This is a genomic window from Nocardia sp. NPDC057272 (genome assembly GCF_042668615.1).
Classification (GTDB): Bacteria; Actinomycetota; Actinomycetes; order Mycobacteriales; family Mycobacteriaceae; genus Nocardia.
This window is the reverse complement of sequence record NZ_JBHUYK010000026.1, coordinates 52,673-76,767: the sequence shown is the minus strand read 5'-3', so window position 1 is coordinate 76,767 and position 24,095 is coordinate 52,673. Positions and strand designations below refer to the sequence as shown.

Genomic DNA, 24,095 nt, shown 5'->3' with positions numbered 1-24,095 from the left:
ATTCGATGACCACAACCGGTTCGAAGGATTTCGAGAACCGCTGGCGGATGTCTCGCGCGGGCATGGTGAATGTTTGGCACTACATCGACACCGAGTTCACGCTCTCCGGCGGACGCCTGATCCTGCGTGGCTCGAACGGCTCCGGCAAATCCCGGGCGTTGGAGATGCTGTTGCCTTTCCTGCTCGACGCCGACCGCCGCCGCATGGATGCGACTGGTTCGCAAAAGGTCAGTCTCGACGAACTCATGCACACCGGAATCGGGAACCAGACCAACCGGGTGGGCTACCTCTGGCTCGAACTGTCCAGGCCCGGAGCATTTCTCACTCTGGGCGCGCACATTCGATACAGCGCGTCTGCCAAACGCAGCGAGGTCAACTACTTCACCACCGAGCGGCGCGTCGGGCACGACCTGAACCTTGTCGCCGACAACCGGGAACCGCTGGCGCGTGATCAACTCGCCGAGCTGGTCGGTGCGCACCGACTCGGCGATGCCGAGCAGCATCGGGAGGCCGTCCGCACCAGGGTGTTCGGCCTGCACGGAGAATTCGGCCGGGACCGGTTCACCGGCCTCATGCAATTGCTGCACACTTTGCGGTCCCCGGACGTCGGCAATCGCATCGACGAGGGCAAGTTGCCGCAGATCCTCTCTGATGCGTTGCCACCGCTGAGCGAGCAGATGCTGGAAGCCGCTGGTGACCGCCTCGATGATTTGTCCGAGACCAGGCTGGCTCAATCGCGACTGTCGGACACGCTCGAACACGCACGGGAATTCCATGACGTGTACCGGCGGTATGCGGCAACGACGCTCACCGCGGGTGCTGCTTCTCTGGAGGGGGTGATCGACGCGGTCGACGGGGCGGTTGGTGCCCATAGGGATCGAATCACCGAGGCTGCCGAGCTGGCCGGTGAGCAGACTTCAGTCAATCAGCAGATCAGCGAACTAACCGAAGAGCGGGACACCCTGAAGGGTGCTATCGAGGTCCTGAGCGATCGTCCTGAATTGGCCGACGCTGACGATCTGAAGTTGCGGGATGAGCAGGTTCTGTTGCTGCGCAGAATCGCCGACACGGCCTTGGTTGATGCGGAGCGTGCGCGCGGAGCCGAGCAGGCCCTGGTCGAGTCCGTTGAGCGGGGGTTGGGAGCGGTTGACACCGCGGTCCGTGAAGCTGTGTCCCTGCTGAGTGCCGCGAAGGACGGTCTAGTCGACATCGGACTGACCACTGGTGAACTGCCCGACACCTTCAATTGCGATCGGGCCACTGCCGGTGCCGTAACGGCTGTGGTGATGGATTCCTTGGATGGTCCGCCGGTATCGATCACCCGACCGAGCCTGCCTGCTTGGACACTGGAGCCGTCTGACCTGTCACATGCGGCTGAATCCGCGAGGCGGTCCGCGGAGGCGGCATACCAGCGTGGGCGCCTCGTCGAGCGTCGAATAGCCGAGGCCCGCCGGCTCGACTCGACGCTGGCACGGGTGCTGGACCAGGAGAATCGAGCAGAGGAAGCGGAAGGGGCCGCTGAATCCCAGCGAAATGGCGCGACCCGAAGCGCGCAGGAGCGTGACGAACTGGCGATCGATCTGAATAGACGCTGGCGAGAATGGGTTTCGGCACCTGACACGACGCGCATCATTCCGGGGGCCGCATGGCCACCGGCAGTGTCGGAGGTGCTGACTGTCGATCTCGAAGCGCTCTGTGGGGATTCGGAATCCGATGACGTTCTCGACGAACTCGATGCCGCACCTGAGCGTGCCGCCATACCGGTCAGAGAAGAACTAGCTGTTCAGAGCCGGGGCTTGGTTGACGAGCAGCGTGCCGACGATCTCCGCCGAGTCGACCTGTCCACTCGCCGCGGTGAGCTACTGGACGAGCACGACCCCGAACCTCCGGTTGGGCCGTTGCACCGTGTGCACTCCGGAGTTCCGCTGTGGTCTGCCGTCGACTTCCAACCACATCTCACCGCCGAGGAACGCGCTGGAATCGAAGCCGCGCTGCTCGCCTCCGGGTTACTCACTGCGACAGTCGCACTGGACGCTACGGTCCAGGCCGAAGACGGCGAGATTCTGCTGACACCGATCGAGACGGTCGCCAACTCACCGTTGTCGACGGCACTGTGCCCTGATCCTGCGGCCGATGTTCCCTCCGACCTGATCGCGTCGATTCTGGCCCGTGTCGGTCTTCACGATCAAAATAGCCGGGCCACGATCGGCACCGATGGCAGCTGGCAAAACGGATCTCTGTCCGGACGCCACACGCAACCCAAGGCGCTCTACATCGGTGGTGCCGCGCGCGCCGCGAACCGCGAGGCAGAACTCGCGCACATCGAAATCCAACTCGATGAGCTCACAACTGCGGCGGAGGACCGCAAGGCGGCCCACGCCGAGATAAACCGGCGCAGGGGCGAACTCGATTCACACCTCGCGACTGCTCCACGTACACGCAAGCTGGCTTTGCAAAGGCAGGCCGCACGGCTGGCGGAGCGACGCGCGGCTGAAGCTGAGGAGGACGCACACACGCAACGGCGCACGGCAACCGAAGCTCGGGCGGGATGGAGCAAGGAATTTCAGACACACAGCAGACAGTGTGACAGTGCCGGTCTGCCCGTTGCGGTCGAGCAGCTGGCGGCCATCGAAAAGCAATGCCGAAACGCTGAGCAATCCTGCCGCGCACTGGAAAAGTCGATCCAGGAGACAATCAAAGTGGCCAACCGCCTCATTGGCCTGCCTGAACAACACGCCGACGCGCAGACTCAGCGGGAAACAGCGGAACTCGAGGCAGAGAGTCGGCGGCGCGATTGGGTGAGGGATGCCAGCGATGTCGCCGCTCGACATGCGGCGCTCGACCTCTCGGTGCGGGAAATTCTCGACGAGCTGGGTCGTAGCAAGAAGGCACAGAAAAATACCATGACCAAGCTCGACGATCTCGGTCGTAGGAAGACCAGCCTAATCTCGAAGTGCACCTTGGCCGAACATAATCGCGACCTGGCCGAAGAAGAAGTGCGCCATCGAATTGACGAGTTGCGCACGACTGGAATCGCTTTCGACGCCCGACTTCGGTTGCCCGGTCTGGCGGCGGCAGCTTCGGAGGTCGATGTGGAGCGCGTCGCTGACGTTACGGACCGGGAGCGCATCCGCGGGGTCATTCGCGTAGCGCGAACCGCGTGGAAAGTGTCGAAGCCTGTCGGGCTCAATCAGCTGATCGCCGCGCTCAGGCGTTTCGAGACGGGGGTGAGCGGGCAGCTCGACGTCACCCATCATGTGGAATCGGACGTCTACCTCGTGCACATCGAAGGTGCGGAGGAGCACCACGATTGCACAGCGGTCCTCAATTATCTGATCCGTCGTGACGAGCAGGGCAGGGCCGCGTTGTCCGAACGGGAGCGAAAGGTGTTCACCGAGTTCGTACTCGGTGGCGTCGCCGACGAGCTCCGCCGGCGGGTCGAGCAGGCCGACGCGTTGATGAAAGCGATGGATGGCAGCCTTGCAGGTGTTCGGACCAGCCATGGCATCGGTGTCTCGATCGCATGGTCACTCGACACGGCCGACCCCGAGCTGCAGCGTCTGATCGGACTGGTCAAGACAAACGACGCTGTTCGTTCCGATGACGGTGACGAGGAACTTGTCGCTTTGATTCGCCACCGCGTCGAACAGCTGCACGCCGCGGACTCGTCGGTCGGCTACACCGCGCATCTTCGGACGGCCCTCGACTATCGCGTATGGCACGCCGTCGAGGTGACCATCCTCGGCCCCGAGTCCAACCAACGACGCCGAATCTCCAAGCGCGCCAAAATTTCCCAAGGTGAGACACGCTTCGTGTCCTACGTGGCGTTGTTCGCCGCGGCTGACGGCTTCCTGTCCGGTCTACCGTCGAGTGATCAAGCGCTGCGGCTGGTCCTGCTCGATGATGCTTTCGCCAAGGTCGACGAGCGTGCGATCGGTGAGCTGATGGGCCTGCTTGTGCGTATGGACATCGATTTCGTGATGACCGGGCATGCGCTGTGGGGGACCGTGCCGGAGGTGCCTGCGCTCGACATCTACGAAATTCGCCGCATCGGTGGTAGCGCGGTGATCCCCACTTGGATCCAATGGAATGGACGGAAGAAGACCTTCATGCAGGTGGTGCGACCCGCATGACTATGCCGGAGAAGACCCGGCAGTACCTGTCCGACCCAGCTTTGGCCGACCTGTGGATACGGGTACGAAGGCGGTTGGAAACCACCGGGCACAAGATCGCGGGAACGGTGACTGTCAACTTGGATGATGAGGCCGCACAGCGACTCTCAGGCCTCCTCGGGCAGCGTACGCTCGCGGGTCGCCGAAGGTTGCGGCTCGATGATCTCGACGCGGCACTACGAAACAGCGCTGCCCGCAGTGGGCTGGTTCCAGTCGTCGCCCAACTCACCGGTGGTTCGTTGCGGGATCGTCCGTCGGAGCGGTTGGCGCGCGGCGATACGTTGCAACAATTGTGGTGCGATGTCGAAACGTCACTGTCCGACAATGGTTTCGGTGCAGCGGCCTGGGCGCGGTCATGGGTCGAATGGTTGCACCATTCCACGTTGTTGGTTCGCGGTGGCGATCATGCCGTAGCCGAGTTCGACATCGCGGCCCGGGCGCTCGCGATTGTGTTGGCGGACCCACGATCCCGGCGGATGCTCGGTGAGTTGGCGAACACTGTCGGTGGCTCCTCGCACGCCCTCGATTCGGACCAGCTCGCCGGTCGGATGGCTGTGCGGGGCTTGAGTTTCGCGCTCGATATCGAGGATCCCGAGACGCCGCGAGACCGCATCGAACTGTGGGAACAAGTAGATGTGTCGGTGGACAGGATCTCGGGGACGGTTCTCACCTGGGGGTTCCGTCCGCCGGGCAACGACCCATGGTCCAGGATGATGAATGTTCGGGCGGATCTGGGCTTGATCAGCCACCTGACCTTGGCGGAGCTGGCGGTCGCGCCGCACCGGTTGGTTCCAGCCACAGCGACCATAAGCGGGTGCGAGAACCCTCAGGTGCTGCAGCGCATCGCCGAATCCGGCATCGCTCGGCCAGCGGTGTGTTTCAGCGGGAATCCGTCGTCGGCTGGTCAGCTCCTGGCCGAACGAGTGCGTCTCCGATACCACGGCGATTTCGATTGGCCTGGGGTAGCGATCGCCGGTCGCCTGATCGCCGCAGGCGCCGAGCCGTGGCGAATGGGTGCCGAGGACTATCTGCGCGCAGTATCCTCAGGCATCCCGCGTATTCCGCTCAGTGGTCGCCCCGTGATGACGTCGTGGGATCTTGGTTTACAGGTTGAAATGGAGCATGCCGACCAGGCGGTCCATGAGGAGTCGGTGATGGACGAGCTGTTGGGCGACCTCTAGACTTGCGGGGATCGGTTGAGGCACTCACAGGTCGGCCCGAGCGGAAGGAGCGTTTCATTGAGCACCGCGATTCCGCAGTGGATGTACCCGCCGCGCGACAGCGGCTGGGAAGCCGATGATCTCGATCTACTGCCTCCCGAAGCCCCCCGCCACACCGAGCTGCTCGATGGAGCGTTGATCTTCAACATGTCCCCTCAGCGGAGTTGGCACGACCGAGTGATTCGCAGGCTCACCGCCGCGTTGGAGCTGGTAGTGCCCCCGGAGCGGACTGTCGAAGCGCAGATGACCATAAAATTGAACAATCGGAGTCGGCCTGAGCCGGACATCATTGCTGCGCGTGTCCCCTACTCCCCGGACCGCACGCGCTTCCTGCCCGAGGAAGTCGAACTGGTTGTCGAGATTGTCTCGGCAGAGTCCGAAGACCGGGATCGGCGCTACAAGCCCCGTCTGTACGCCGAGGCAGACCTACGGCATTTCTGGCGTATCGAGGACGAAGCGGGACAGCCGGTAGTGCACACCTACGAACTCGATGACACAACCGGCTTCTACGTGGCCACCGGTGTGTACCGCGATCGTCTGACCGTTACCGTCCCGGTCATGCTGGACATCCGTTTGGCCGACCTTACGCGCTGAGGAACGACCATCCCGCCAGGCCGTTGGCCGGTCTCGAAGCCGATGTTGTCACCAATGCTGTCCACCGGGTCGAGCGTCCTCGACGCTGCCCACTACCACGACCGACGCACTACTTGCCTTCGCTGTCTGATCCCACTCCGCGTAGCGATCTTCACCTCCGCGCCGCCGCCGCGGTCATTCGGTAGCATCGCGGCATCGACACCTCGCGGCGGAATGTGGGACTGATCGCAAATGCTGCGCGAGTATGGAACAATATGTCGAGCTATTCGCACGAATAGATTTTGAAAAGTCATCTGTGCCAGGTGGTTTGGCCCGGCGGGGGAGCGGACCTCGGCTAAGTGCTGGATGGCACAGCCAGTCATGCTTGCGCGACTGCGTTGATCTCAGCCTTCTCACTCAGCACTACCAGCGCTCCTTCGGCATCCGACATCCGCGCGCCGAGTGTCGCGCAGGCAAGAGGCTCGGGAAGTGCCGCCGAGAACTTCAATCCGCGTAGCGCGTTCGCGTCCACACCAGGTAACGGCCGGTAATCGGACGTCCGGAGCTTATTCAGCCCTGCGTGAATATCGGCAACCGTGAGATCCGGGTGAAGGCGGAGTGACTCGGGGGCGATTCGCTGGCGAGACGGCACCAGCTCGGGTGCCCATGCCGCAATGGTCCGGTTGACCCTTGTTCCGGCCCAAGTCCACCATCGCCAATCATCTCGATGGTCTCGGGCGATGACAAATGCATCGTCGATGATGTGGTTGCTTCGTTGTAGTCGCAGGTCATCGAGGGTTGACGATGCGCGTTTGGTGAGCGTTACGCCTAACGGCCGAGCGCCGAGGAGCACCTCCCTGATCCCGCGGGTAACGGCGAATGAAGCCCCGTCAGGAGCGGAACTCCACTTAGCGCGACCGGGCGCCTCAGTCGTTTCGACGTAAACCTGTCGCCGTTTCCAGTCTATGTGGGTGACCTTCCACGATCGACCGGCTAGCAGTAGGATTCGTGGCCCACTGACATCGTCGGTCAGGACACTGGTTTCTACGAAGCCGACCTCCTGTCGTCCTGCGAGCACGGTGAACTCCGGAGCGGCGGTGAACACTGCAAGTAGGTCCATGAAATGTCTGCGGCCGAAATGCTTCTCTGCTTCGGGGCCGATGAATGCGGTGCCGGCGTCGTGTTCGAGGAAGCCTTCGGTGAGTAGGTGGTCGAAGATCTGTTGTCCGTCGTTCCCGAACAATGGAAGGGCTCCCCACGCCTGCTGCCAGTGTCGAAGCGGCACCCGGCGAGTCTGAAGTGCAGCCGCGAGCAATTGTTGGGCGGCAATATGTCGTGGTTCAGGCGTAGCGATTACGGGCTCGACCCAACCCGACGACCAGCAATGCAGTATTCCGAGTATGTCGAGGACGGCTTGGTCGGTGACACCGAGGAACAAGCAGTTGCGAGTTGTTCCAGCGCGGCGTCCGGTGCGTCCGAGCCGCTGAAGGAACGACGAGACAGTTCGCGGCGCATTGATCTGAATGACTCGATCCAGATCGCCTACATCGATGCCCAGTTCGAGAGTGGAGGTGGCCACGATTACGCAATCCCGAGCCTCCGCGAACGCCTGCTCCGATTCACGACGCTCAGTGGCCGACAGTGACGAATGCGAAATGAAGGTGGTGATACCACGATGTCGTAATTGGGTGCCCAGCTCCTCGGCGAGGCGCCGGGAATCTACGAACACCAAGCGCTTTTCACCTGCATGCAGCGCAGAAATTACTTTCGCTGCGTTTTCTACGCTTCCCACCGAATCGACGGTGATATCAGGGATCGCATTGCTGCCCGACACTGCGGGAGAAATGACGCGGCCATGCCCGGGGGATCCCCCCTGCAGCCAGCTCAGCAGCTCATCTGGGTTGCCTACAGTGGCCGACATACCGACTCGCTGCAACCGTCGCCCCATAAGGGTTTCGAGTCGCGCGAGTACTGCCAGCAGGTGCCATCCGCGGTCGTCCCCGGCGAATGCGTGCACCTCGTCCACCACGACAGACCGGACCCCCCCGAGCAGTTCGCTCGCGTCGACGCTTTCGGACACCAGCATCGACTCGAGTGATTCGGGAGTGGTGAGTAAGACGTCAGGTCGATCGAGCTTGATACGCCCGCGCACGGATTGGCTCACATCACCGTGCCAGATCATTGCGGAGCGGCCGACCCATTCGGCGTACTCGGCCAACCTTGGCTGCAGGTTGTTGAGCAACGCCTTCAAGGGGCAGAGGTACAGGACCGAGATTCCAGTCCATCGCTCGGTTTGCATGCGTGTGAGCAACGGGAATATCGCGGCTTCAGTCTTGCCGCCAGCCGTGGGCGCGAGCAGAACGGCGTCCCCGCCGCTGGCGATAGTCTCGACAGACTCGTCCTGGAGCGGCCGCAGTCCGGGCCACCCGAGCGTGTTGACGATGTGGTGCTGCAGCGCAGGATCGAGCCGGTCGAAGCCGCTCACCTAGAGCTCCACGTCGTCGGCGCTGACCGCAGCACGTTCGGTATCGGTGAGTTCCGTAGTCGCGACAGTCAGCGCGTAATGCTTGCGCGGATCGAAGTCGGGGAACTGATCCACTCGGTCGAGAACGTCGAGAACCAGCTTCTTCAAGAACAACCGCGGCGAGATACCGACTTGCCCACCGAGTTTTCCGGCGACGGCCGAGGCAAGATCGCGGAGGTAGACATCGTCGACCAGCACCCGAATCCGCTCGGGAGCGGACGCCCCGTCCGCGTACACCGTCCGAACGCGCATACCCACCTCCACGAGTCGGTCGAGATCGAAGCCTGCCAAGCGAACCTGCGGCGCACGAGGGTTGTCGAACCGGGCGTCGGTGGTGAAGTCGGTATGTAGCCGCTGCGCGAGCGGCGGCAGTGACTGGATCCCGAGCCGACCGTCGAAGAATGCCGGGGTACCGGTGATGAGCAGATACAGGCCGGGGTAGCGACCGGAGTCGAGTTCATCGATCCACTGCCGCAGCGCATTGAGTGCTTTGGCTCGACTGTCCGAACGCATCCGCTGTAGTGTCTCGACTTCGTCGATCACCAAGAGCAGACCTGGATGCCGTGCGCCGTCCAATACCGCGAGCAGCCCCTGCAGGAACCCCATCGCCAGGAAGTGGTCGACCTCCTGCCGTACCCCGGCCGCCCGCTTGGCGGCGGCACCCACGTGTGGTTGTCCGCCGAGCCACGCGACCAAGGCGTCGGCGGTCGCCGCATCGCCGTCGGCGAGGGCGGCGCGGTAGGCGCGCAGCACCATCGGATACACCGGAGTCGCCGAGGCGACGGTCGCGAGGCGCTGCTCGAGCAAGGCATCGACCTGCGCGGTGGTCGCCTCGTCCACACCGGCCGCTGCAGCCGCGTCTTCCTCGACGCCGAACAGCCAGGCGTCGAGCACATTTCGGAATGCCGAGGGCGCGAATGCCGCGGTACGGAGTGATTCGGTGGTTCGTCGATACACCGTTTCGAGCTTGTGCAGCGGGGTTTCGAGTTCGCTGATCTGTACCTCGGCGACGGCGAGCCCGCGGCGCATCGCCCGCTGTTGAAGCCATCGCGCGAAGAACGTCTTGCCGGAGCCGTACTCACCACGCACGGCCTTGAACATCGACCCGCCTGCCGCGACGGCGTCGAGATCCTCGTCGACGGTCGGTGCGAACCGGTCGATGCCGACGGCGAGCACGTCGAGGCTCCCGGCAGGGACGGTTCCCTGTCGCAGTGCCTGCAGAATCTCGCGCCGCCGCACCGGCGAAAGTCCCGTCACGGCGCCACTCCGTACTGTTCGAACATCAACCCGGATTCGAGCTCGACCTCGATCCCGGTGTCGGACAGCACTACCACACCATCGGTGTTGAGTACCTGCGCGAGGACGGCGATCGCGGCACGTGCGCGCGTGGCCTTGACCCCGAGGACCTCGGCCGCGCGACTCGACGGCATTCGATTGTTGCTGTCGATGAGCTCCTGCAGGAGCCCGCCGATCGTCGCTTTCGTGAACTTCGGCCGGAACAGCTGATACTGCTGTTTGAACAGTTCGCTGCCGAGCAACTCGGCGACCCGATCCCGTTCGGCAGGCGCCGGCTTAGTTGCTCTCGTCGGCGTGCCCACCTCGAACAGTCCGTCGGTGTGGGCAGCCGAATTCGGCGAGGCGGCCGGTTTCGGGCGCTTCACTGGCTTGCTCGTCACCGGAGCCGGAGTCGGTTCGGTGATCAGGCGCTCGGCCTCCCACCACGCAGGCTGCTGCGGCGGGACCACCTCGAGCCCGAGATGCTGGGGCACCGAGCCGTTCACCAGGATTGTCACCGGGATCACCACCTCGGCCGGCGCCGCGCCACCGTGATAGCCCGCTTTCATGCCGGTGTAGCGAAGCTGTTCGTCCACGGCGAGGATCGCGCGATGGTTCCCGGACAGCACGCGGTTGCCGGTGACGTGCACCTCGTCTTCGCGCGCCTCCTGATCGGCATCTTCGGCGGTCCGATAGCGCGCCGAGACCTGCTGTCCGCGTTGGACACTGGGTTGTTCACGGCGTTCCACGACGTGCCCGTGATCGCTGACCAGAACGACGGTCCGACCGACCGCGGCGGCCGCTTTCAGCAACGAATCCAGATGTTTGAAACTCGTGGTGCCCCAGGTCGTTCCGATGGGATCGGAGCGGTCCAACGCATCATCGATATCGTTGAGCACGCAGGCGACGACCGGCCGGCCTGCGGTGTCGTCGATCGCCGTACGCACGTTGTCCGCGAGCGAATGATTGCGGACGATCAGGTCCATCTCGCCCTTGTGGAAGAGCACTGGGCCGCGCTTGTACAACCCGTTGTGCTGCAACCAGTTCGAAAATCCCGTTCGTTCCCTGTCCTGACCGCCCTCGGCGAGTGCTCCGGTCAGCAGCGAGCACCGCGAGAACCGAGTGGTAGTCGGAAGGGCGGCGAGGGCGGCATAGGGTCCGTCGGCATCGGCGAATCGGCATTCCTGCCATTGGGGCCGGTGGCGGCGCAAGGCGTCGACGACCACTTCATTCGAGACTGCGGCGCTCATCCCGTCGGCGATCACCAGCAGAACGGGCGAGGCATCCGGGGCCTCCTGCCCGATGCCACGGAGTCCGCCGGTCGGCCCAGAGACGGGCACGGTGAGCGGTTTGACGATGCGGTCGAGGACGTCCTCGATGTAGAGCAGATCAGTCGAGGTCGAGCGGTGGCCGCCCTCGATCCGAAGCTGACCCGCGAACAGACGATCGGCTTTCGCGCGCCGGGCGCGGACGACGGTGACGATTCGATTGGCAACCCTGGCGAGGTCGCTGTCGTCGGCCCCCACGAACGCATCGTTGACCGCGTCGTCCACCCATGACAGGTCCTGGCGGTAGTAGGCCACCCAGTCCGTGAGTCCGCCGGGCGTCGCCCAGTCGAGTCCACGGCGCCGTAACAGGCGCAGTGCGGCGGCACCGACCTGCACATTGCGCGGCGCATCCGGCGTGCCCGCATACGCGGCCCGGTGTGCGACGACATCGGCCCATGCGTTGTCGGCGGCATCGAGACTCTCGGAATCGACGGCAGCCGCCAGTGCTGACGCGAACTGGGAAAGCCGCGGCGCCAACGCCATCGGGAGCACATCCGACCGTGCGACGAGCGGCTCCGCGTGCAGTCGGCGCACTGCGTTCTCGGCCCGGCGCAATACATCGTCGGGGGCATTGGTGCCCGATACCGCGAGGGTCGCGGCATTGCCCCAGGCGGTGAGCTGCTGTTCGGTCAGGGTGCGCCCGCCGAGTTCGACCTCGAGCAGGGTGCGGACCTTGACCGTGATGTCGCGCGGTGCGGGAAACGATGCGCTGCTGTCGCCGAGCAGCGCCGCGACCAGCCCGAGCGGTACGAGATCGCCGGGGCCCTTGGCGCGCCAGATCGCGACGAGGGTCGGGCCGAGCGGGCCGAGCCGATTCTCGATCCAGGTGTAGAACTGCTCGAGCAGAGCAGGTTCGGTGCTCTGTTGCCAGATGTCGAATCGTGCGGTGGCCGCGGCGTCCATCGACCACAGCGCGATGTTGTGCGGGGTGTATTCGCCGGTACTCAGCGCGAAGTTGCGGGCGGAAAGGCTCGCGAACAGGTGGTCGTTGGTGAGCACGCCACGCGGGGCGGGCGGTAGCGTTCCGTCGAGGTCGCGCAGCACGGCTCTGGCCGCATCATTGCTCAGCGACAGGAGATGGAATTCCTGGCGGGCCGCCCGGAACAGCCCACGCAGTGCAGGCCATGGATCGAGATTCGACAGGCGACCGGCGATGAGGTGTTCGAGAATGCCCGCGGGGAGTTCAGCGGCTTCGCGATCAGTGAGGATCACGATCCAATCGGCCGAATGGCGCTCGGTGAGTGCATCGCGAATCGCGAGCACGCTGGGGGCCACCCGGACGCGCACCGTCTGGCCGTCGACGTCGAATTGCTCGGGGCCCGACCACACCGGCGATGCCGAGATCGCCAGCACGCCGTTCGGGTAGTTCTTGGCTTGCAGCCCGACGATCTGTCCGCGGACGGTCGCGATGTCCGCGTCGGGCAGCGCCGATGCTGCGGTCACGACTCGACCTTCGTGATGATGACGGTGAATGTGGCGTCCGGGTCGTCATTGAGCAGCTCGATGAGTTGTTTCTCGACAACGGAGAATCCACCGCGCCCTCGAATGGTGATGGTGCGCGGCGACGTCTCGGAGTCCGACGTGGGATCCGTTGTCGGCGCCGGCGGGTGCACAGGTTGTGGCTGGGGTTCCGACGTCTGCGTGACACCTGATTCCAGCCAGGCGTCACGTGCTTCCTCGGCGACTCGCAGCGCCTCGACGAGCGGGCGGGAGAGCTCATATTCGGTGAACGCGTCGGCGAGGGCTTCCAGGGTAGCTGCCGCCTGCCTGCCGCGAATGCCGCCTGCCTCGGCGGCATTGCGCAGGATATCGAAGCGCGACAGGTTGAATCGGCTCACGGTGTCGGCGACCGCGGCGGCGCTGCGCAGGCTTCGTCCCGCCTCGTGGTCGGTCCCGATGAGTGGGGTGGTGGCGATCGCATCGACCACGGCGATGTTGTCGAGATGGTTCAGCCGCGCATCCAGCATGGTGTTCAGTTCGCGGGCGAGGACCAGCCGTTCGCCGGATTCGATCCGGAGCTGGTCATAGGCGCGATCGAGCACATCGATGAGCCGTGACCGGTCCGCTCGTCCGATGGCCGCATCGTCACGCACATGCTGCACGAAGGCGGCGACATTCGTTGCGGTGAGGTAGTCGTTCACATGATGGCCGGTGAGGATCTTCCATCGGGCGCACGCCTGCGTCCACACCTGCCGGTCGGGCAGCGGTTCGAGGCGTAGCGCGATGCCCCGGCGGAACTCACCGATACCGGGTTCGTCGATGGGTGAGGAGTGCAGGAACCAGGACCGCTTGCCCTGCGCGGCCCAGGCACCGGCCACGAGGTCGACCATGTCGTCGGTCAGCCCGCGTTTGGGTCCGCTTTCGACGATCGCGCTGCGTAGTTCCTCGACGGGAACGTCGTCGGCTTCGTCGATCTGTGCGCGGGAGAGTTCCTGGGTGATCCGGTTACGCCACGTGGCGAAATACTCCGGACCTGCCAGCAGGTGGGTGTCGTTGGTGCGGGCGATGCCGAGCGATTCGACGATCCGCCGAACGATCTCGCGTTCGCCGCGTTCGAGCGGGTTCCGCCCGTCGACCACGGCCTGCGCCTCCCGTATCCGGGCGAGGACCGTGTTCAGCTGACGTCTGGTGATGAGTTGATCGGCCGGGGTGAACTCGGGGTGGTCCGGGTACAGCGCCGTGAAGGCGGCGTCGATCAACCGGTTCGCCGCTTCGCCGAGATCGTGGCCGATGGGCGGCTGGACAGCAAATCCGGCATGCAGCGAACGCAGCGGTGGCTGACCCTCGGGGAAGTTTGCACCGGCCGCTACCCCGTAGGCGACCTGGATGGCATTGCCCAACTGCGAACGCACCTGGGTCTGCTGCTGTTGCAGGATCGACCGAGCGGCAGCGCGATCGGCGTCGGAGAGCTCGTTGGCATAGGAGGCCCACCGGTCACCGGCGAGCACGTAGTTGAGGATGACCAGCCGCCCCAGCTGACGGGTCTGCTTCTCGCTGAGGAACTTCGGTAGCCAGACGACGGTGAATCGCTTCTGCTCGATGCGCAGCAGTTCGTCGACGCGGTCGTGGTCCTCACCCGTGGTGTGGCCCGGATCGTCGAACGGCAGATCCACGATCAAGCGGAGCGCACCCTCGCCCGACGGCCGGAACGCGTCGTCGGGCAGATAGCCGTGGTCACGAACGTTGCCGAACACCACCTCCACATGACGCTGTGTCCCGCGCCAGATCCGCTGCCGCAGCAGCGCATTGTCGACGGTGTGCTCGGCCCCGATCACGCCGAGCTGTTCGGCGAGCAGCTCACGAATCAGTTCACGCCTGCGACCGTCGGTATCCTCGGCCTGAGCACGGCGCACAATCCGTTCGTAGTCCACCGATTCCAGCGTCACCGAGATAATCGGGTTGGCGTCGGCGGTGACGGCCAGCTCCGGAATCTCCGCCGCCCACTGCTTGACCTTGCCGGTGATCTGGCCGATCTGGTCGCCCGGGATCAGGCTGATCACGCTGCCATGATTCAGCGATGCCAACCGCGAAGCGTCGATCTGCTTGAGCGCGGGCACATTTGGCGCCACTGCGGACATGAGCAGAGTCTTGGCGATGCGGATATCGGCCCGCAGACCCGGCGGAACATCCTTGTCCAAGGTGGTTTCGTCGACGCCCGCGTTGCGGAACAGCAAGGGTCGCAGCTTGTCCGTCCACAAGGTGCGCGCGGTCTTGAAGGTGTGCACGGCGGCATCATTGATGGGTGTCGCATTGGCGCTGTCGATGATGTAGTCGAAGGCTTCGCCCACCGGAATGACATTGTCGATGGTCAGCCGGTCGGCATTGTCCTCGAGCATTTGCTGCATCACCTTGAGCGCGGTGCGCTCGCGCTGCATCTGCCCGGACAGCTCACGCAATGTGGCGATCAGCGCCGGGGAGAACGGGTAGGTGAGCTTGAACGCGTCGGAGTCGGCCCCGCGATGCCGGTCGTCGGTGTTCACCCCGTCCAGCAGCACATCCCATACCTGGGGGCTGCGGTCCAGGCGCGAGAACGCGGCTTCCAGCGCCGCCTCTGCCTCGGTGTCACGCCGTTTCAGCAGTCGTTTGTGCGCGATGTAAGGCAGGTTCTCGTCGCCCAACTTCACCAGTCCGAAGCGGCCCTCCTGATGGGCGAACGCCCGCTCGACGGCCTGCTGGATCGCACCGGCGTCGGGTCCGGTCGCCACCCATTCGGCGAGATTGTGCTGGCGTGCGACAAAGGAGATCACCGGCACCGCGAGGCGGCCGCGGCTGGTTTCGACCAGCTTGGTGATCTTCTGGACCTCGGCATTGAAGCGTTCACGCTCGGTGATGAGGAAGGTCAGCCACAGCACGAGTTCGTCGAGCATCAGCACCACGCCGTCGTACTCGAGCGACTTGGCATGGTCGGCGATCACCGCGAGGCCGTCCTCGAGGGACAGCCAGTCGGTATTGCGCGAGTAGCTGGTGAAGTACGTGGAGACGAGCGCCTGCTGCAGATGCGACCGCTCGGCGGGCGCAGCATTTGGTGCGGTCGCGGCAGCGTAGGTGTCCGGAGTCCACGCTGTCTTCTTCTGGCCGAGTGCCGACCAATCGACGGTGGTGCTCGCCCGCGGAGTTCCGGTGGCGTTGAGCGCGCCGAAGAACTTCTCGTCACCCACCTCGCGCCGACGGTTGTCGGCGTCTTCGAAAAGCCCACCCGCGGAATGCAATATAGGCGGCAGCGTCTCTGGGTGCAGCGCCGCGATCTGGCGCAGGTACTGGTCGAACAACGCGGATTCGACCGTGGTGGCTTCCAGGAAATGGAACGTCAGGCGCAGCAGCTTCGCCTTGCCGACTGTCTCGTGCTCGGCAACGACCGGCTGCAACTCCGCTATCGACAACGCCTTGGGCACGCGCCCGAGAATGCCGTGCAGGATCGCCATGAAGTGCGATTTACCGGAGCCGAACGACCCGTGCAGGAAGGCGGCCGTGTTCTCCCCGGTGCGCAGCGCCTCTTCGACCACGTCGAGCGCCGAATCGAACGCGTGCTTCAGCGCGGGCGTGACCACATACGAGTCGACTGTCGCCGCAAGATGTTCCACTTCGACCGAATCGGACAGCTTCAGCACGTAGTCGTTCGTGCCGCGCGATGCGGAGATGTCGAAGGTTTCCCGCAGGGTACGGGCGGAACCGGAAGTGCCGGGGAACACTATTGACCTGCCTTTCGAGCAACTGCCTTACGAGCACGTGTCTTCTTCTCCGGCCGCCACGCGGCCAGATCCTGCACCGGCACACCGACCGCCGTCGACTTCTCGGCGAGTTGATTGCCCAGATACTCGGCGAGATCGACCCCGAGATTCGGGTCGACACCGGAATGCCACTGCTTGACCCACGGCAGCAGTTCGGCGATCCCGGCGACCACCGGAACGAGCGACGGCAATGCCATGCCCTCGGACTCCCTGGTCGCGTAGATCGTCGCCAGTGCCAAGCCTTGCTGGGCGTGATCCCAACCGGCCCAACCGAGTAGCGGCGTGGGGTCGGTGTCGCGACCGACATCCGGGTAGGAGATGAACCGCTCCTTGGGCACGTCGAGTTTCCCTCGGTGGGACCAGTACGACGATTTGAGGAAGTCGGCACTGCTGTACTTCGGCGGCACCGGGATGTCGGTGTCCTTGATCAGACCGGTATCCTCGTCACGCTGCATAGCCCACACGCGCTCCCACTCGGCGCGCTTGCGTAGGCCGGAGTCCTTGTAGCGGAGCGCGGCGAGGTGTGGAACGGACTGGTCGGCCAGGAGTTTCACGAGTGTGGCCGTGACAGGGGCATCTTTCTGGCCCGCCCACAGGTCGAGGGCCTCGATGAACTCAGGATCCTTCTCGACGTGCCCGGCAATTTCACCGACGGACCTCGGTTGCGGTGTGCCTTGTGGCGTGAACCACAATACTCGATCCTCGAGCTTGTCCAGCAGCCAATCCCTCAGCGCACGATGGAGTTTGGTGTTCCAAGAATCACCGGCCCAGCGACGCTTGTATTCGGGGCGTTCTAGAATGCGAATGAATGGATTTGACTCGACAGCCAACAACCGCTTCTCGACAAGTTCGCGATACTCAGCTGGCCAGTGTGCCGGGATCTCGGTGATAGGAGTGGACCCATGGCGTGCGAACCAGGCAGTTTCAGCTTCACCAGCAGCAACTCTGCGAGCGAGGACAATCTCGAACGTGCGCTCCCCCAGTACGATGCCGGGGGCCTGGCCCACCGGCAACGTAAGATCCTCCTCGATCAGGCCATATTCGCGGTAGACTTCCCAGTCGAGCTCATCTTGTTCCGCAATCATTTCAGCACGAATTCGTGCATGCTCGATTCGCGCGCGATCAACGGTCATGATCGTCGCGCCGGTGAGTCCGATTGCAGCTGCTGGTTCATTAGTGGCGAGATCCTGAGCAAGCGTCTCCAGGTTGCGAGCGCGGTCCAGAGGTTGCGCGGTTGTCAGGGGGAAATCCTGGAGCGTCGTGCCGGTGAACTCGAAACGAGGCTCCCACTTTTCGTCGCCGATTCCACCCCCAATCCCACCATTTCCTTTGTCATGACTGTTCTGCTTGAGCCAGAAGCACGCCGTCGAGCTGTTGAGGATGCCCAGCAGCCGCAGGTGATCGTCTTCGCTCGCGCCCTTCGGCAACTTGATCACCGGCGCCGAACGATTGAACACCTTGCCGCCGCGGTCGAGCACGAAGTGGTTGTGCGTTGCCACGAACGCGAAAGTGATCGAATACGGAGTGCGGTACCGGTCCGCCACCCATCGGTACCATGTCCACCAGCTGCTTCCAGCATCGGCCTGTGTTTGACCATCGAATCCAGTGATCCCGCCCACGGTGCGACGCAGTGGCCATTGTCTCCGATACCACGGGGCAGAGGCATCGAGAGTGATCTCGGCAAACTGCTCGTCGTATGGGGCGAAGGCAGATTCTATGAGCTGCACATCCCAGTCCCGAACCGCCTCGCCTAGAATGACCGTTTTGACCAGTGCGGAAGGGATTCCGGCGCGGCGTAGCGCAGCGGAATGGCCGAAAAATGCATCGTCCGCTCCTGGAAAGCTGGCGAACCCGATCTTGCCAGCAATCAGATCGCCGAGAACGTGGTCACGTTTTGCATCGACCGCTGCTAGGAGCTCGACTGCGCCGCCACCGCTTAGGCTCCACGGATGTTCGCGTAGGTTGGCGCGCGGAAGGTCGGTGATCGAGACCCACCGGTCTTCGTATCCAGCCTTGTCGATATGTTCGATAATTGATGTCCACACCAGGCCCTTCGCTGGATTCGTCGGGGCGCCCGGCTCCCCTTGGATGCCGAGGGCTGCTCGGACGGTATCGAGAAGTGTCCGATGATTGCGTCCTACAAGAATGACGGTCGGGGTTCCGTGGCCAGGGATATAAGCGCCAGAGGAGTCGACGACCAGCCGCAAGTCCTTGTCGGACAGGAAATCCTCGATCAGTGGAACACCGAATTCACGCTTCATGAACGAATTCGAAGTGATCTGCCCGATCCAGCCAGCGCGTTCGCCCTGTTTGCCCAGCTCGAAGAACGTGACCATGAACGGTACCGTCAGTGCATATTTTCCCTTGCAGTAACGGCTGAAACGTTGCCGGTAGCGGAAATTGAGCGCTTTGTCGGCAACCGTGATGTAGGGAGGGTTTCCAACCACGACGTCGTACTGTCCAGGACGCAGGACTTTTCGGAGAGTTTCCGCATCCTCAGTGCTGTAGGTGAACCTAGAGGCTGCCGCGTCGGCGTCGAAACGGAGGTCTCCGAGATCCAGCGGTACCGCACCGTCTTCCTCTGGCCCATGAAGTAGTGAATCGCCTGTGTACACGTTTAGTGTGAAACCGGGGAGATGGACGAGCGACTGTTCCTCGCACGCCTTCATCGCCGCAACCAGCAGCCGGAACTTCGCGACCGCCACTGCGAAGGCATTGAGATCCACGCCGTAGACCGACGAAAGCGCATTGTCGACGCGGGTGCGTAGTTCGATGCCGGGCGCATGGCGGTGCCACTCCTCCACCAGTCGCGCAAACGCACCGAGCAGGAAGTGCCCGGAACCGCAGGTGGGGTCGATCAGCTTGAACCCCTTGAGCGGACGGTCTTTCAGTGCAGGTTCCAGTGTCTGATCGAGGATGAACTCCTCGATGAACTCCGGCGTCTGCAGCAGCGCGTACTTCTTCTTCGCGAAGTCCGATAGGTCCTGGTACAGGTCGCCGAGGAAGCGTGTGGACAGCGTCTCGTCGCGGAACGACCATGACAGATCGCCAGAATCGTCTGTGCTCCGCCAGAATTCGAGTAACCTCTGCACAGCATCCGATGATGGCGAAACCAGGTTCAGCGCGGCGTGGTCGTCCACCAAAGCCTGCGTCGCCTGGTTGCGACGAAGCGCATCAAATGACTGCTCGAGCCACTCCCGATACGAGCAATCCTGGTGCTCCCGGTAGAAGGCGTTCTCCGCGTCCACCGCACGCTGACGCAGCAGCGGCGTCGGGCCCGCGATCCAAACCGCGGTTTCCCCGAGCAGCAGATTGTCCTCACAGAACCGCACGAACACTGAGGTGAGCAACCAGCCGACAGCGGCCTGGGTGAGCTGATCTTCCGACCACTCGGTCCACGAGGTCGCAGTGCGGTTGTCCCGCAGGGCTTTCTGGTGGGTCGCCTGCCACCTACTCAGCTCACCCGCATCATCATCGAGCCGCTCCCGCACGTCATCGACCAGCAGTTTCAGCTGCGGCTTGAGTGCGGCCGTCAACTGGGTACCCGCGATCGTGGCCAATGCCATCAGGCGTGCTCCTTCACTGTCGAATCGTCGCGATGCGCAGCGTTGAGCAGCACGGTTACCTCTGTATCGTCGATCTGCGCGAACTGTTCCGGGCTGTTGATCGGCAACCTCGTACCGTCGACCTTCGAACCGGGTCGCCCGCCCGCCTCCTCGCGCTGCGGGATCAATGCCCAGATCGCATGCGGGGGAGGGGTGGTCAGGTCGGTCCAGCGGCCGAGGATGTCGAGCTGGCCGTAGGCGGCCAGGGTCGAGAGATCGGTGAGCACGACCGGGCCGGAGGCTGCGTCAACGGCTTCGATCATAGTCGGGATCGCTTGGGCGACAAAGCCTTTGAGACCTTCCCGATCCGCCGCCGCGCCCGCGTCGGCGGCGAGGATCATATTCCAATCGATCCCTGCTTCGGTGGCCTTCGCACGCAGTGCGCTCAGCAGCAGGTCGGTCACGTCGATATGGGTGGCGCCGAATGCACTAGTCAGCGCCTTTGCCACCGCATCGGAGGTGCCCAGCGGGACGCCGAGAGCCCGGAACGTATGTTCCTGCCTGCTCGCGGTGAGCAGATACTCGGCGTCGGAGATCCCGTGCTCGCGGCGCACGGTGGCCGCCGCCGGGCGACTGTGCCGAGTCGGCACATACGATGCCGATGCCTGCTCACGCGCGAATTCGTACTTGGATGCGGTGTCGTTCCACTGCATGTCCGGAACGAGCGCCTGTACCAGTCCATCGAGCTCCGGACGCTTGGGCAGCGTGCGCTCCAGTGCCGGGAACCGTGCCTTGAGGCGAGATTCCAGCTCGGGCCGCCCGAACGTGTCGGTGGACGAGAGGCCACGCAGCAGCAGGCGCAGCGCCTCGACGATCGGCATCGACCGCGCGTGCATCTCGTCACGCGAACTCAAGGCGACCTCGGTCGAGGCCGCCTCCGAGATCCGCAGCAAAGTGCGCGCGGGGATCTCCATCTCGGTCACCTCGACATCGAGCAGCGTCGCTGCGACCTCGCGCAGTTCCTGTTCGGATTCCTCGGTCGACACCAGCGGGGCACCCTGTGCCTTGGCATCGGCCACCAGTTGTTCGGCGCGTGCCGCGAGCAGCGCGGGCAGTCGGCGCAGCAGCGACGAGGTCGAGATCATCGCGACCGTTCCCGCTCCCTGCCTGCGCACCATCTGCACCGTGACCGGCCGCGTCTCCGCGTCATCGGTCTCGGCTTGCGGTGGCGAGGCCAGCAGTAGTCGCAGCACGCCGAGCGCGGTACGTTGCGGATCGGCCAACCCGTCGGTGTGCAGAGCACCGACCAGCTCGCGGGCCAACAGTTCCGGCGTCGACGCGCCGCCCGAGGTTTCGAGCAGGGTGAGCAGTCGGCCGTTCAGCTCGGCGACGGTTGCCCCGAGCTGCGGATTCTTCGCCCACAGGGTGGGGAACTCACCGAATATCTGGGCGATCCGGGCCGAGGTGACCCCGGCTCGCGGGCCCAGCGCCTGGTAGGTGATGAAGGGATCGTCGGGGCTGTGCGCATGCGATCCGAGGATCATTTCCACGACCTGCCTGCGCATCGCCGACGGTTTCGTCGCGGCGGCGTGCGCGAACATCTCGGCCAGCAGCGAGAGTGAGGTGTAGGTCGCAGACGGCTCGGGCGCGGGCGTCGGAACCGGCGCAGACACCGGCTTCTTCACCGTCGGTGTCTGCCCCACCTGTGGCGCGGTGAACACCGCGACCCACGCATCGCGCATCGCGGCAGCCGTGTCGAACCGCTGTTTGACGTTGCGAGCCAACGACTTCCGGAAGAACCCGGCCAGCGCTTCTGCGCGCGTGCAGCTCATCCCGGTCGACGTGAAGTCCTCGGTGGTGACGGCGACATCGTCGTCAAGAACCTTCGGATCGCTCAGACCGTCCCCGTAGACGGGAGTCCCGGCGGTGGCCATCTCGTACAGAACCACCGCAGCCGAATACCGCTCCGCGGCCGAATCGTAGGACGTGCGAATACCCGTGCCCAGGAAGGGATCACGGTACGGAGGGGTACCGGCATCGGTCTGCTCGACCGGTGCCCGCGAGAGCGAGAAGTCGAACAGCGCCAGCCGAACCTTCGCCTTCGCCTTACCCTCCGGCTTTGCCAAACCGAGGTTGGACGGCTTCAGATCACGATGGGTGATACCAGCTGCATCGAGCGCGACCACCACGTCGAGCAGTTCCCTACCCCAGGTACGCAATTGCGTCTCGCCGAGCGGGGTGTACCGCACGACATCGGCGAGGGTCTGTTCACCACAATTGCTCAGTACCAGGGCCGTACGATTCGCCAGCTCGATCGGTCCCTCGATCAGCTCGACCACACCGGGAACCGGCGGATTCTGCTTGGCGAGTTCGACGAGGACCTGTGCCTCCTCGTGCAGGCGTGAGGTGGATGCTTCGTCCAAACCGACCTTGAGTACCCGCATGCGATCGTCGTGCTCGCGATCGGTGACCAGCACGCCGCGGGCGGTCGAACCCGCGCCGAGTACCCGGACCACATCGAACCGGCCACCGAGCAGCGACCCCGGCGCGGGGTTCAGCGGATCGACCTCGGGAGTCGCGAGGGCGGCGAGTTGAATGTGGCGGTAGTCGGCGAGCTTCGCGGCGAACTGTTGGGCGTCGAATCGCGGGCGGCCCGATTTCGGGTCGGTATCCATCCGCTTCGACACCGACGGGTTCGTCGCTTGCAGTACCGCCGTGCGCAGGGTTGCATCGATGTAATCGCTGCCCGATGCGGCGAGATCCAGGCCGTGTTCGTTCCGCAGACGCTCCTGCAATTCCGCACGGTCGCGGGCCGGAGCTTGGCCCCCGGACAACAAGTAGTAGGCGAGTGCGCCGAGCGAGAACATGTCGAGCGCGAGCCGGTCTGCGTCCGGTGCCCACCGGTCTTCCGGTGCCTGATACACCTCGTCGGCCGGCGCACTACCAGGCTCGGGCGGGGTGCCGATCGGGGTCGTCGAGCGGGTGTCGGCACCGTGGACTCGACCGGCCCAAGACCAGCCGGCCACGCGCACCCGCAGTTCACCGCGGTCCAGCGCATCGGTGTGGATCAGGACGGCACTCGGTCCCAAGCCGCGATGCGCGACGTGGTTGCGATGCGCGTACTTCACCGCTTCGGCGATCTGGGTGAGGACGTCCAGCTGCTGGTCGACGGTCAGCTTGCGCGTGGCCAACGCCAGATCGAGCGGTTCGAAGCCCTGCATTTCCGGGTAGACGATGACGGTGTTCCCGTCGTCGTCCTGCACAAGGTCATGAGGCGCGACGATCGCCTCTTGTCGGAGTGAGGACAGCAATGCGAACTCGCGCTGCATGCGGCGATGCGCCGCCGCCCTTGCCTGGTCCGGCGTACCACGACGGAACGAGACGACACGCGCGCGGCCGCCCTTTCCGGTGCCCTTGTGGGTGGCCGCCCACTCCTGCCAGTCGTCACCACTGGCAAGCGGGGTGCCCGTGGTGATGGTCCACGATCCCGCGTCGCGCTCCGCTCGACGAGCGATCCCCAGGTTCTTCAGGGCCAACGCGATGATGATCGAGAGATCTTCGTCCACCCGTTTGGCGTCGGAAGGAGGTTCGAGGATGCGGGTCGAAATGGCGGGCAGTCCCGTTTCCTGCTCGAATCCGTCCGGCCCGAAGAGACTCGACTTCGCCAGATCGGACATGTCGACCTCGAACGGCGAGCCGTGCAGAAAGACGGATTCCTGCACGTGCGGTAGCGCGCGCTGTACCTTACCCACATCGAGCCCGTACTCCTGCGCGACCTTGCGGGCTTCCTCGCCGATCCGCGTCGCGAGTCGCTGTGCTTTGCGGCGAGTGAGCAACAGCGGGGAACGCTGGGTGCGCTTCTTGCCGCTCGGCAGGGTTCGGACCCAGCTCGACTCCGTACCGCTCAGCTTGCCGACATAGTGCTTCAGCTCGATCAGGTGCAGGCGGCGCCGCCCGAGCACCAAGGCGTCGATCTCGTGCCACTGGCCGTGGTTGTCCATGAACTCGAAGTTCGTCCACGCCCGGTACGGGGCAGCCTGCGGGACGACGTAACGAAGCATCGCCAAACCGTCCGCTTCATGCGGAAATGCCGACTTGGAGACCTCGACCCACCGGTCATCACTCTGCGTCACGTCACCACCTACCGCTCGTCCCCCCGCGGCCGAAGGCGGGTCGCGTGCTTGAACGGCTGACCTTACCAATCCGACTGCAATACCGAGCATCGGTCCG

General features: G+C 64.2%; 9 protein-coding genes. 3 read left to right on the top strand and 6 right to left on the bottom strand.

Features of this window, described 5'->3' with window-relative positions:
* Nucleotides 1-5 precede the first annotated feature (5 nt).
* Genes ACFULV_RS27820 through ACFULV_RS27810 form a run of 3 tightly spaced genes read left to right on the top strand, consistent with a single transcriptional unit; the run spans nt 6 to nt 5,986 of the window.
* Nucleotides 6-4,133: a TIGR02680 family protein gene (locus ACFULV_RS27820; RefSeq protein WP_378661682.1), complete on the top strand. Its 4,128-nt coding sequence runs from the start codon at nt 6-8 to the stop codon at nt 4,131-4,133.
* On the top strand, nt 4,085-5,353 hold the full coding sequence (locus ACFULV_RS27815; RefSeq protein WP_378661740.1) for a TIGR02679 domain-containing protein: 1,269 nt from the start codon (nt 4,085-4,087) through the stop codon (nt 5,351-5,353). Before ACFULV_RS27820 ends, ACFULV_RS27815 begins: the two co-directional genes overlap by 49 nt.
* Before the next feature lie 57 nt (nt 5,354-5,410).
* The gene (locus ACFULV_RS27810) at nt 5,411-5,986 is read left to right on the top strand and encodes a Uma2 family endonuclease (protein ID WP_378661680.1); all 576 of its coding nucleotides are present in this window, start codon (nt 5,411-5,413) and stop codon (nt 5,984-5,986) included.
* A 358-nt stretch (nt 5,987-6,344) separates the two neighbouring features.
* On the opposite strand, the gene ACFULV_RS27805 is transcribed toward ACFULV_RS27810, so the two are convergent.
* Genes ACFULV_RS27805 through ACFULV_RS27780 form a run of 6 tightly spaced genes read right to left on the bottom strand, consistent with a single transcriptional unit; the run spans nt 6,345 to nt 23,998 of the window.
* Nucleotides 6,345-8,450, bottom strand: coding sequence for a DEAD/DEAH box helicase (locus tag ACFULV_RS27805; RefSeq protein ID WP_378661677.1), 2,106 nt, complete (start codon nt 8,448-8,450; stop codon nt 6,345-6,347).
* The gene (gene brxD, locus ACFULV_RS27800) at nt 8,451-9,746 is read right to left on the bottom strand and encodes a BREX system ATP-binding protein BrxD (RefSeq protein ID WP_378661674.1); all 1,296 of its coding nucleotides are present in this window, start codon (nt 9,744-9,746) and stop codon (nt 8,451-8,453) included.
* The gene (gene pglZ, locus ACFULV_RS27795; RefSeq protein WP_378661671.1) at nt 9,743-12,535 is read right to left on the bottom strand and encodes a BREX-2 system phosphatase PglZ; all 2,793 of its coding nucleotides are present in this window, start codon (nt 12,533-12,535) and stop codon (nt 9,743-9,745) included. The genes brxD and pglZ overlap by 4 nt, the downstream gene beginning before the upstream one ends.
* On the bottom strand, nt 12,532-16,281 hold the full coding sequence (locus ACFULV_RS27790) for a phage resistance protein (RefSeq protein ID WP_378661668.1): 3,750 nt from the start codon (nt 16,279-16,281) through the stop codon (nt 12,532-12,534). The genes pglZ and ACFULV_RS27790 overlap by 4 nt, the downstream gene beginning before the upstream one ends.
* Nucleotides 16,281-19,886, bottom strand: a complete 3,606-nt coding sequence (gene pglX, locus ACFULV_RS27785) for a BREX-2 system adenine-specific DNA-methyltransferase PglX (protein WP_378661665.1) — start codon at nt 19,884-19,886, stop codon at nt 16,281-16,283. The genes ACFULV_RS27790 and pglX overlap by 1 nt, the downstream gene beginning before the upstream one ends.
* The gene (locus ACFULV_RS27780) at nt 19,886-23,998 is read right to left on the bottom strand and encodes a protein kinase (RefSeq protein ID WP_378661662.1); all 4,113 of its coding nucleotides are present in this window, start codon (nt 23,996-23,998) and stop codon (nt 19,886-19,888) included. The genes pglX and ACFULV_RS27780 overlap by 1 nt, the downstream gene beginning before the upstream one ends.
* Nucleotides 23,999-24,095: the final 97 nt, after the last annotated feature.

Bases quoted from the DNA above. Each gene is read 5' to 3' on its own strand.
- pglX (WP_378661665.1), bottom strand. From the start codon at position 19,886: ATGGCATTGGCCACGATCGCGGGTACCCAGTTGACGGCCGCACTCAAG.
- ACFULV_RS27820 (WP_378661682.1), top strand. From the start codon at position 6: ATGACCACAACCGGTTCGAAGGATTTCGAGAACCGCTGGCGGATGTCT.
- ACFULV_RS27815 (WP_378661740.1), top strand. From the start codon at position 4,085: ATGGAATGGACGGAAGAAGACCTTCATGCAGGTGGTGCGACCCGCATG.